General features: G+C 71.7%; 6 protein-coding genes and 2 pseudogenes. 3 read left to right on the forward strand and 5 right to left on the reverse strand.

The features are described 5' to 3' along the window. The 3 genes and pseudogenes from GUY60_RS28615 to glpK form a co-directional block, all read left to right on the forward strand. Positions 1 to 398 (forward strand): annotated as a pseudogene (locus GUY60_RS28615) (hypothetical protein); the annotation flags it as partial. Between the two features lie 430 nt (positions 399 to 828). After that, the gene (locus tag GUY60_RS28620; protein WP_161702956.1) at positions 829 to 1,557 is read left to right on the forward strand and encodes an MIP/aquaporin family protein; all 729 of its coding nucleotides are present in this window, start codon (positions 829 to 831) and stop codon (positions 1,555 to 1,557) included. A gap of 98 nt (positions 1,558 to 1,655) precedes the next feature. Continuing rightward, positions 1,656 to 3,167, forward strand: coding sequence for a glycerol kinase GlpK (glpK, locus tag GUY60_RS28625; protein ID WP_161702958.1), 1,512 nt, complete (start codon positions 1,656 to 1,658; stop codon positions 3,165 to 3,167). Between the two features lie 151 nt (positions 3,168 to 3,318). On the opposite strand, the gene GUY60_RS28630 is transcribed toward glpK, so the two are convergent. The 5 genes and pseudogenes from GUY60_RS28630 to GUY60_RS28650 all read right to left on the reverse strand — a co-directional run. Further along, the gene (locus tag GUY60_RS28630) at positions 3,319 to 3,927 is read right to left on the reverse strand and encodes a GTP-binding protein (RefSeq protein WP_161702960.1); all 609 of its coding nucleotides are present in this window, start codon (positions 3,925 to 3,927) and stop codon (positions 3,319 to 3,321) included. Positions 3,928 to 4,219: 292 nt separating this feature from the next. Beyond that, positions 4,220 to 7,780, reverse strand: coding sequence for a hydantoinase B/oxoprolinase family protein (locus tag GUY60_RS28635; RefSeq protein ID WP_187370151.1), 3,561 nt, complete (start codon positions 7,778 to 7,780; stop codon positions 4,220 to 4,222). Positions 7,781 to 7,912: 132 nt separating this feature from the next. Beyond that, entirely contained in the window at positions 7,913 to 8,317 is a 405-nt protein-coding gene (locus tag GUY60_RS28640) for a DUF742 domain-containing protein (RefSeq protein ID WP_161702963.1), read from the reverse strand. A gap of 9 nt (positions 8,318 to 8,326) precedes the next feature. Next, positions 8,327 to 8,749 carry a roadblock/LC7 domain-containing protein gene (locus GUY60_RS28645; protein ID WP_161702965.1) on the reverse strand — a complete coding sequence of 141 codons (423 nt, stop codon included), beginning with the start codon at positions 8,747 to 8,749 and terminating at the stop codon, positions 8,327 to 8,329. Beyond that, positions 8,746 to 9,433 (reverse strand): annotated as a pseudogene (locus GUY60_RS28650) (hypothetical protein); the annotation flags it as partial. The gene GUY60_RS28645 and the pseudogene GUY60_RS28650, both read right to left, overlap by 4 nt.

Genomic DNA, 9,433 nt, shown 5'->3' on the forward strand with positions numbered 1-9,433 from the left:
GTCCGGACACGGTGCGGGTGGGGCACATCGGGGGCGACGACTTCCTGTTCCTCGCCGGTCCGGAAGTGCTCGATCCGGTGGCGGCCGCCATGCTCGACGCGTCCTGGTCGGCGGGTGGCCGCGAGGTCACGCTCTCGGTGGCGACGGTGGACTGCCCGCCCGGTTCGGTCGCCGACCACCGGCAGGCGGCGGCGTGGCTCGCGCCCCTGAAGCAGGCCGCGAAGTCGCTGCGCGGCGCGAGTTGGGTGCTGGGGCGCGCGGGTACGACGGACCACCGGGTCCGGCGCGGCACCGCGACAGACCCGATGGCGCCGACGACGCCGACGGAGCCGGGGCGGACCGCTACGGACCCAGGGCTGGCCGCGGCGGAGACGACGGGCGCCACCACGCGCGCGTAGAGCGGGACGGCGAGACAGCGAGACGGCGGGACAGCGGGGCGCGGACCACACGCCACGCACCACAGAAGCTGAACACCGGACCAGGCCCCACGCACGCGCGTGGTGCGGGTTTCGAAATCCGGCGCTACGCGCGCGGAGCACGTGCGTGAACCGTTGCCGTCCGCGACCTTGACGCCCCCTCAGCTCCGGTGAACACTTCCGGGTGTCAGTCGGCATCGCCGCACTTCGGCACGGCACCGCTCTGGGCCACGGCCGTGTCACACGGCCGGTCAGAAGGCCACTCCCCACGGGCGATTCGGCTGCGACGGCACGCTCGTCACGGACGCCGGGCGGGGCCGGGGAGAACCCGGCCTTCGGCCGACGTAGCCACGTACGCACCCTGCACGGAGGACCGGGGCGCAAGGCCCCGGGCATGGGCCAAGGAGCCGCCATGTACTCGAACGGTGACGTTCTCGTCGGTGAGATCATCGGCACCGCGATCCTGATTCTGTTCGGCGCCGGCGTGTGCGCCGCTGTCACCCTCAACCACTCCAAGGCCAAGTCGGCCGGCTGGGTGGTCATCGCGTTCGGCTGGGGCTTCGGTGTCCTGGCCGGCGCCTACACGGCCGGGCCGCTGTCGGGCGGCCACCTCAACCCGGCGGTCACGGTGGGCATCGCCATCGACACCGGGGAATGGGGCCAGGTCCACCTGTACGTGATCGGGCAGATGATCGGCGCCGTGCTCGGCGCGGTGCTCTGCTGGGCCACGTACTACGCGCAGTTCCAGGCCAACGCGGACGCCGACAAGGCGCTGCCGACGCTCGGGATCTTCTCCACCGCCCCGGAGATCCGCAACCCCGCGGCGAACCTGGTCACCGAGATCATCGCGACCGTCGGGCTCGTCCTGCCGATCCTCGCCTTCGGCCTCACCAAGGGGCTCGGCGAGTCCGGCACCGCCACCCTGGTCGTCGCCTTCCTGGTGGTCGGGATCGGCCTCTCGCTCGGCGGCCCCACCGGGTACGCCATCAACCCGGCCCGCGACCTCGGCCCGCGCATCGCGCACGCGTTCCTGCCGATACCCAACAAGGGGGGCTCCGACTGGAGTTACTCCTGGATCCCGGTGGCCGGACCGCTGATCGGTGGCGCGCTGTCCGGGATCGTCTTCAACGCCGCGTTCTGAGCCACGCGCGTGGGGGCGGACGGTCCACCGCCGCCCCCGCGGGCAGCTCCGCGACCGGCCTTCCGCGCACCGCGCAGTCTTCGGACGAAGGGGACGTCATGACGGACAAGTTCGTCGCCGCGATCGACCAGGGCACCACGTCGAGCCGCTGCATCATCTTCAACCAGGACGGCGCCATCGTCGCCGTCGACCAGCGCGAGCACCGGCAGATCTTCCCCAAGCCCGGCTGGGTGGAGCACGACGCGACCGAGATCTGGTCGAAGGTGCAGGCGGTCGTCGCGGGCGCGCTGGCCAAGGCCGGTCTGCGGGCCGAGCAGTTGAGCGCGCTCGGCATCACCAACCAGCGGGAGACGACGGTCCTGTGGGACCGCGCCACCGGCCGACCCGTGCACAACGCGATCGTCTGGCAGGACACCCGTACCGCCGCGCTCTGCACCGAACTCGGCGGCAGCGACGGTCAGGACCGGTTCCGCGAGGCCACCGGGCTGCCCCTTGCGAGCTACTTCTCCGGGCCCAAGGCGGCCTGGCTGCTCGACAACGTGCCGGGCCTCAGGGCGCGCGCCGAGCGCGGCGAGATCGCCTTCGGCACGATCGACACCTGGCTGATCTGGAACCTCACCGGCGGCACCGACGGCGGCGTGCACGTCACGGACGTGACCAACGCCGGCCGGACCATGCTGATGAACCTGGAGACCCTCCAGTGGGACGGCCAGATCCTGTCGGCGATGAACGTGCCCGAGGCGATCCTGCCCGAGATCAGGTCCTCCGCCGAGGTGTACGGCACGGCCGTCGGCCAGCTCGCCGGGGTGCCGGTGGCCTCCGCGCTCGGCGACCAGCAGGCGGCGATCTTCGGGCAGGCCTGTTACGACACGGGCACCGCCAAGAACACGTACGGCACGGGGAGTTTCCTGCTGCTCAACACCGGGAACCGCCCGGTTCCGTCGAAGAACGGGCTGCTCACGACCATGGGCTACCAGATCGGCGGCGAGGCCCCGGTCTACTGCCTGGAGGGGTCCATCGCGATCACCGGCGCCCTGGTGCAGTGGTTCCGCGACCAGCTCGGCATCATCCGCGACGCCGAGGAGATCGAGCCGCTCGCGGCGAGCGTCGACGACAACGGCGGGGCGTACATCGTGCCCGCGTTCTCCGGCCTGTTCGCCCCGTACTGGCGCTCGGACGCGCGGGGTGTCATCACCGGTCTGACCCGGTACGTGACGAAGGCGCACCTGGCCCGCGCGGTTCTGGAGGCGACCAGCTGGCAGACCCGTGAGGTCGTGGACGCCATGTACCAGGACTCGGGTGTGCGGATCACGACGCTCAAGGTCGACGGCGGCATGACCAAGAACAATCTGCTGATGCAGCATCAGGCGGACGTGCTCGACGTGCCCGTCGTACGGCCGCGGGTGTCCGAGACGACCTGCCTGGGCGCGGCGTACGCGGCGGGGCTCGCCACCGGCGTGTGGAGCGACCTGGACGAGCTGAAGGCGCACTGGCGCAAGGACGCCGAGTGGGAGCCGCGGATGGCGCCGGAGGTGCGGGACGCCGAGTACCGCAACTGGCGCCGGGCCGTGGAGCGGAGCTTCGGCTGGCTGGAGGACGGCGAGGGCTGAGCCCCCGCCGGACCTGAACCGCCGCCGGTCCTGGACTGCGGCTCGTACCCCGGTCGGCGGGGGTACGGGCCGCTGCCGCGCACCTGGTGTCTCGGCGGGGCGGCGTGCACGTACGTACGCGCACGCGTGCGTGCGTACGTACGCGTACAGGTCAGCCGTTGGCCGCCTCGCGGGCGGCCGTCGCGCGCGCCATGGCGTGCCGTACGACGGTCACGAGGACCTCCTTGACGGACTGGCGGTCGCGGGCATCGCACAGCACCACAGGTACGCCGTCGTCGAGGTCGAGGGCCTGGCGGACCATGTCCGCCGGGTAACGGTCGGCCTCGTCGAAGCAGTTGACGCCGACCGCGAAGGGGATGGCGCGGCGCTCGAAGTAGTCGATCGCCGCGAAGCAGTCCTCCAGGCGGCGGGTGTCGGCGAGGACGACCGCGCCGAGCGAGCCCTGCGCCAACTCGTCCCACAGGAACCAGAAACGGTCCTGCCCCGGGGTGCCGAAGAGGTACAGGACGAGGTCCTCGCGGAGCGTGATGCGGCCGAAGTCCATGGCGACGGTGGTGGTGCTTTTCGCCTCGACGCCGACGAGGTCGTCGACGGGCCGCCCGGCCTCGCTCAGGGTCTCCTCGGTGCGCAGCGGTTTGATCTCGCTGACGGCGCCGACGAGGGTGGTCTTGCCCACGCCGAAGCCTCCGGCGACCAGGATCTTCAGGGTCACCGGCTCGACGGTGGGCTTGCGCCGCGCCGAGCGCCCGAGGATCGCCATGAGTCTCCACTCCAGAGGTGCCGTTGGTGCGGAACTCCCCTCTGACATGGGCGAGTTCCGCACCAGACTCTAGCTGCGGAGGCATTCCGGTTCACCGTCGGACGGTGATCGTGGCCGGAACGATGCAGGCTGCACGGGTGCTGTGGGGGAGGGTGCGGAATCGTCCGTGCCGGTTGGCGCCGCCTTGTCACCTTGGCGGCGAATCGTGCGGGACGAGTGTCGGCCATGGGGTGCTCACCGTTCCGGTTCGGGAAGTTCCGGTTCCGGGAGTTCCACCTCAGGGAGTTCCACTTCAGGGAGTCCCGTACCCGCCGCCCCCCGGTGTCTCCACCACGAGTACGTCACCGGGCAGCACCTGAGCCGAGTCCGCGCCCTCCAGGTGCAGCACAGAGCCGTCGGCGCGCTCGATCCGGTTGGAGCCGAGCGCGCCGGGCTCGCCGCCCGCCATGCCGTACGGCGGGACCCTGCGGTGGCCCGACAGGGTGGACACCGTCATCGGCTCGCGGAAGCGGATACGACGCACCACGCCGTCACCACCGCGCCTGCGCCCCGCTCCCCCGCTGCCGGTACGGACCGCGAACTCCTCCAGGAGTACGGGCAGTCGCCACTCCAGGACCTCGGGGTCGGTGAGCCGGGAGTTGGTCATATGGGTCTGGACGGCGGACGCCCCGTCGAAGTCCGCGCCCGCGCCGGAGCCCGAGGCCACCGTCTCGTAGTACTGGAACCGGTCGTTCCCGAAGGTCACGTTGTTCATCGTGCCCGAGCCCTCCGCCTGCACCCCGAGCGCCGCGTACAGCGCACCCGTGATGGCCTGCGAGGTCTCGACGTTGCCCGCGACGACAGCGGCGGGCGGCTGCGGCGAGAGCATCGAGCCGGGCGGTACGACGATCCGCAGCGGGCGCAGACAGCCGTCGTTGAGCGGGATGTCGTCGGCGACCAGGGTGCGGAAGACGTACAGGACGGCCGCGTTCACCACCGCGTAGGGGGCGTTGAAGTTGCCGGGCAGCTGGTCCGACGTACCGGTGAAGTCGATGGTCGCGGCGCGCTGTTCGCGGTCGACGGTGACCGCGACGCGGATGACGGCGCCGGAGTCCGTCTCGTAGGCGCAGGAGCCGTCGTCGAGGGCGTCGATGACGCGCCGCACGGCGTCCTCCGCGTTGTCCTGGACGTGCTTCATGTACGCCTGCACCACATCGAGGCCGAAGTGCTCGATCATCCGGCCGACTTCCTCGACGCCCTTGGCGTTGGCGGCGATCTGGGCGCGGAAGTCGGCCAGGTTGGTGTCCGGGTTGCGGGACGGGTAGCGGGCACCGGTGAGGTGCTCGTACGTCTCCCGTTCGCGGAAGCGGCCGTTCTCGGCGAGCAGCCAGTTGTCGAAGAGGACGCCCTCCTCCTCGATGCGGCGGCTGTCGGCGGGCATCGAGCCTGGTGCGATCCCGCCGATCTCCGCGTGGTGGCCGCGCGAGGCCACCAGGAAGAGGAGTTCGGCGCCTTCGGTGGCGGCCGTGTCGAAGACCGGGGTGATCACGGTGACATCGGGCAGGTGAGTGCCGCCGTGGTACGGGTCGTTGACGGCGTACGCGTCCCCGGGGCGCATCTCGGGGCGGCGCCGGAGGACCTCCTTGACGCTGGTGCCCATGGAGCCCAAGTGCACCGGAATGTGCGGGGCGTTGGCGACCAGGTTGCCGTCCGGGTCGAACAGCGCGCAGGAGAAGTCGAGCCGCTCCTTGATGTTCACGGACTGGGCGGTGGACTCCAGGCGGGCGCCCATCTGTTCGGCGATCGACATGAAGAGGTTGTTGAACACTTCGAGGAGCACCGGGTCGGCCTCGGTGCCCGCTTCGGGTCCCGCCGTCCGCGTCACGCGCTCCATGAGCAGGTGCCCCTCGTCGTTCACGGTGGCCTGCCAGCCCTCGTCGACGACCGTGGTCGCGTTGGCCTCGGTGACGACGGCGGGTCCGCTGATCCGCTCCCCCGGCCCCAGGTCCTCGCGCCGGTGCAGGGGGACGTCGCGGTGGGCGCCCCCGATGTGCACGCGCGCGTGGAGCCGGTTTCCGGCACCACGCGCGCGTGGTGCCGTGAGCGTGGCCAGGTCGGGCGGTTCGGTCAGCCCGGTGGCCTCAACGGACAGCGCTTCGACGACGACGGGGCGGTCGAGGGTGAAGGAGTACGTGGCCCGGTGGCGGTCCTCGAACTCCCGCCGCATGGTGTCGGGTTCGGTGAGGTCGACGGTGAGCACGGTGTCAGTGCCGTCGTAGCGCAGTTGGGCGCGGCGGGCGATCCGGACCCGCTCATCGGGCACGTCCTCGGCCCGCAGAGCGCCGCGGGCCGCGTCCTCCAGGGCGGCGGCCGTCTCCCGCACGCGCGGCATGGAGGCGGGCTCCAGGGGCGCCTCGACGGACTGCTCGCGCATCGCCGTGGTGTCCGCGAGCCCGATGCCGAGCGCGGAGAGCACACCGGCCATGGGCGGCACGAGGACCGTACGGATGCCGAGCGAGTCGGCAACGGCACAGGCGTGCTGGCCGCCCGCCCCGCCGAACGTGGTCAGCGCGTACCGGGTGACGTCGTGGCCCTTCTGTACGGAGATCCGCTTGACGGCGCCCGCGACATGCGCCACCGCGACCTGCAGGAACCCCTCCGCGACCTGCTCGGGCGTGCGGTCGTCGCCGGTATGCGCGCGGATCTCGGCGGCGAGCTCGGTGAACCGCTCCCGGACCAGATCGGCGTCCAGAGGCTGGTCGCCTTCGGGGCCGAACACCCGGGGGAAGTGCGCGGGTTGGATGCGGCCCAGCATCACGTTGGCGTCGGTGACGGTGAGCGGGCCGCCGCCGCGGTAGCAGGCGGGACCGGGTTCGGCACCGGCCGAGTCGGGGCCGACGCGGTATCGGCTGCCGTCGAAGTGCAGGACCGAGCCGCCGCCCGCGGCCACGGTGTGGATGTCCAGCATCGGTGCGCGCAGCCGTACACCGGCGATCTGTGTGGTGAAGACCCGTTCGTACGCGCCCGCGTAGTGCGAGACGTCGGTGGAGGTGCCGCCCATGTCGAAGCCGATGACGTTCTCGAACCCGGCCCGGCGCGACATCAGCGCCATGCCGACGATGCCGCCCGCCGGGCCGGACAGGACGGCGTCCTTGCCGCGGAACTGGTGGGCCTCGGCGAGCCCGCCGTTGGACTGCATGAACATCAGGCGTACGCCGGGGAGTTGACCGGCGATCCGGTCCACGTACCGCCGGAGCACCGGCGACAGGTAGGCGTCCACGACGGCCGTGTCGCCGCGCGGCACCAGTTTCATCAGGGGGCTGACCTCGCAGGAGAGCGAGATCTGCGGGAAGCCGATCCGGGCGGCGAGCCGGCCCACGGCCTGTTCGTGCGCGGGGTGCAGATGGCTGTGCAGGCAGACCACCGCGAGGGACCTGAAGCCCTCCTCGTACACGCCGCGCAAATCGGCCGCCAGCCGGTCCAGGTCGGGTGGCGTGAGCACGGTGCCGTCGGCGGTGACGCGTTCGTCGACCTCCACCACGCGCGTGTGCAGCAGTTCGGGCAGGACGATCTCGCGGGCGAAGATCTGCGGGCGGTTCTGGTACGCGATCCGCAGGGCGTCGCGGAAGCCGCGGGTGACGACCAGGGCCGTGGGTTCGCCCTTGCGTTCCAGGAGGGCGTTGGTGGCGACGGTGGTGCCCATCCGGACCGTGTCGATCCGGGCCTCTTCCAGGGGTACGTCCAGTAGAGCGCGGATGCCCGCCACCGCGGAGTCGCGGTAGCGGGCGGGGTTCTCCGACAGGAGCTTGTGGGTGAGCAGCCGGCCGTCCGGGCGCCGGGCGACCACGTCGGTGAACGTGCCGCCGCGGTCGATCCAGAACTGCCAGCCCGCGCTCGTACCGCCGTCGTCCGACCCTGTCCCTGTACCTGCCGCCGTCCCTGCACCTGCCGCTGTCCCTGCACCTGTCACGGAGATCTCCTGCTCAGGCGCGCGTGGACCGTGGTCTCAGAGCGCGCGCAGACCGTTGATCACATCGCGCAGAATACTCTCGTCGGGCAGTTCGGCAGGGGGAACGGGCCGGGTGACATGGACCAGTTCCTGGGCGACGAGATCGCCGACCAGGACCCGGACCACACCGATCGGAAGGTCCAGTTCCGAGGCCAGTTCGGCCACGGACTGCGGGGTGCTGCGGCACAGTTCGACGATGTCGACGTGCTCGGGGGCGAGGGTGTGGTCCGCTTCCCGGTCGTCCGCGCGGGTCTCGGCGACGACGACCGCGATCAGGTCGAGGCGGTGCTGGCCCGCACTTGTGGTGCGGCCCCGCGTCATGGCGTACGGACGCACCACTGGTCCGGCGTCGTCGTCGAACCAGTGGGATGTCCCTTGGCCGGCCTTACCGTCGCTGCTCATGCCATTCCACTACCCTCCGGCGGGCAGATCGGTACGTGGCGCGGTGGCCAGATGCACGCCGACCCGCTTCACGAGAAGGGTCATCTCGTACGCGACCAGGCCGACGTCGGAGTCCGAGTCGGAGAGGAGGGCGAGGCAGCTGCCGTCGCCCGCAGCGGTGACGAACAGGAACGCGTCGTCCAGCTCCACCACGGTCTGGCGGACCCGGCCCGCCTCGAAGTGCCGGCCCACGCCCTTGGCGAGGCTGTGGAAGCCGGAGGCCACGGCGGCCAGGTGCTCGCTGTCCTCGCGGGTCAGGTCGGCCGAGACGCCGGTGGCCAGTCCGTCCGACGACAGGACGACGGCCTTGCGGATGCTCGCCACGCGGGCGACCAGGTCGTCGAGCAGCCAGTTCAGCTCGCCGATGTGTGCGGCGGTCCTCGGTGCGGTCATCGACCGTCCCCTTCCGGTGTGGTGCGGTGTGCTGTGGTGTCCCCGGCCGTACCGGAACCAGTGGTACCGACGTCGGCGGAGCCGGTTTCGGTTGCGTCGGTCTCGGTGGCCTCGGGAGTCGTGGCCCGGGATGCGCCGGTTTCGGATGCCGTGCGCGCGGGTGGGGTGGGTCCGGCCTCGGTGGGCGTGGTCCCCGTGGGTTCGGTCCGCGCGGGTGCCGGAGCCTCGTCCGTCTCGCCGTTGTCGCGGCGGCCGCGTTGCCAGCCGCGCTGGAGCGAGGCCATCCGGCTGCGCACCTCGTCGGCGTCCCGCTCGGCCGGTGCCTGGTCGCGTACGGGCGTACGGTCCTCGCCGCCCTTGAGCTGCGGCGCGAGGCTGGCCTGCCGTACCCGACGGGGCAGGGAGGCGGTGGGCATGTCCTGGTACGGGGCGCGGCGCGCGGGGTTCCCGTCACCGTTCCCGTCACCGCTCGCGGCACCGTTCCCGTCACCGTTCCCGTCGCCAGGGCGGCCGGTCGCGGCCGGAGCGGTTGTGTCCGGAGCCTCTTCGCGGGGGCCGTGCGCCGAGGTCGTACCCGTGTCGGGGCCCGCCTCGTCCGTACCGTCGCTGCCCGGACCCGAAGAACCGCGCCCCTCGAACCGGTCGGGCAGTCCGCTGAGCAGCTCCTCGCGCGTGGTGAGGACC

Source organism: Streptomyces boluensis (assembly GCF_009908195.1).
Taxonomy (GTDB): Bacteria; Actinomycetota; Actinomycetes; order Streptomycetales; family Streptomycetaceae; genus Streptomyces; species Streptomyces boluensis.

Bases quoted from the DNA above. Each gene is read 5' to 3' on its own strand.
- GUY60_RS28620 (WP_161702956.1), top strand. From the start codon at position 829: ATGTACTCGAACGGTGACGTTCTCGTCGGTGAGATCATCGGCACCGCG.
- glpK (WP_161702958.1), top strand. From the start codon at position 1,656: ATGACGGACAAGTTCGTCGCCGCGATCGACCAGGGCACCACGTCGAGC.
- GUY60_RS28630 (WP_161702960.1), bottom strand. From the start codon at position 3,927: ATGGCGATCCTCGGGCGCTCGGCGCGGCGCAAGCCCACCGTCGAGCCG.
- GUY60_RS28640 (WP_161702963.1), bottom strand. From the start codon at position 8,317: ATGAGCAGCGACGGTAAGGCCGGCCAAGGGACATCCCACTGGTTCGAC.
- GUY60_RS28645 (WP_161702965.1), bottom strand. From the start codon at position 8,749: ATGACCGCACCGAGGACCGCCGCACACATCGGCGAGCTGAACTGGCTG.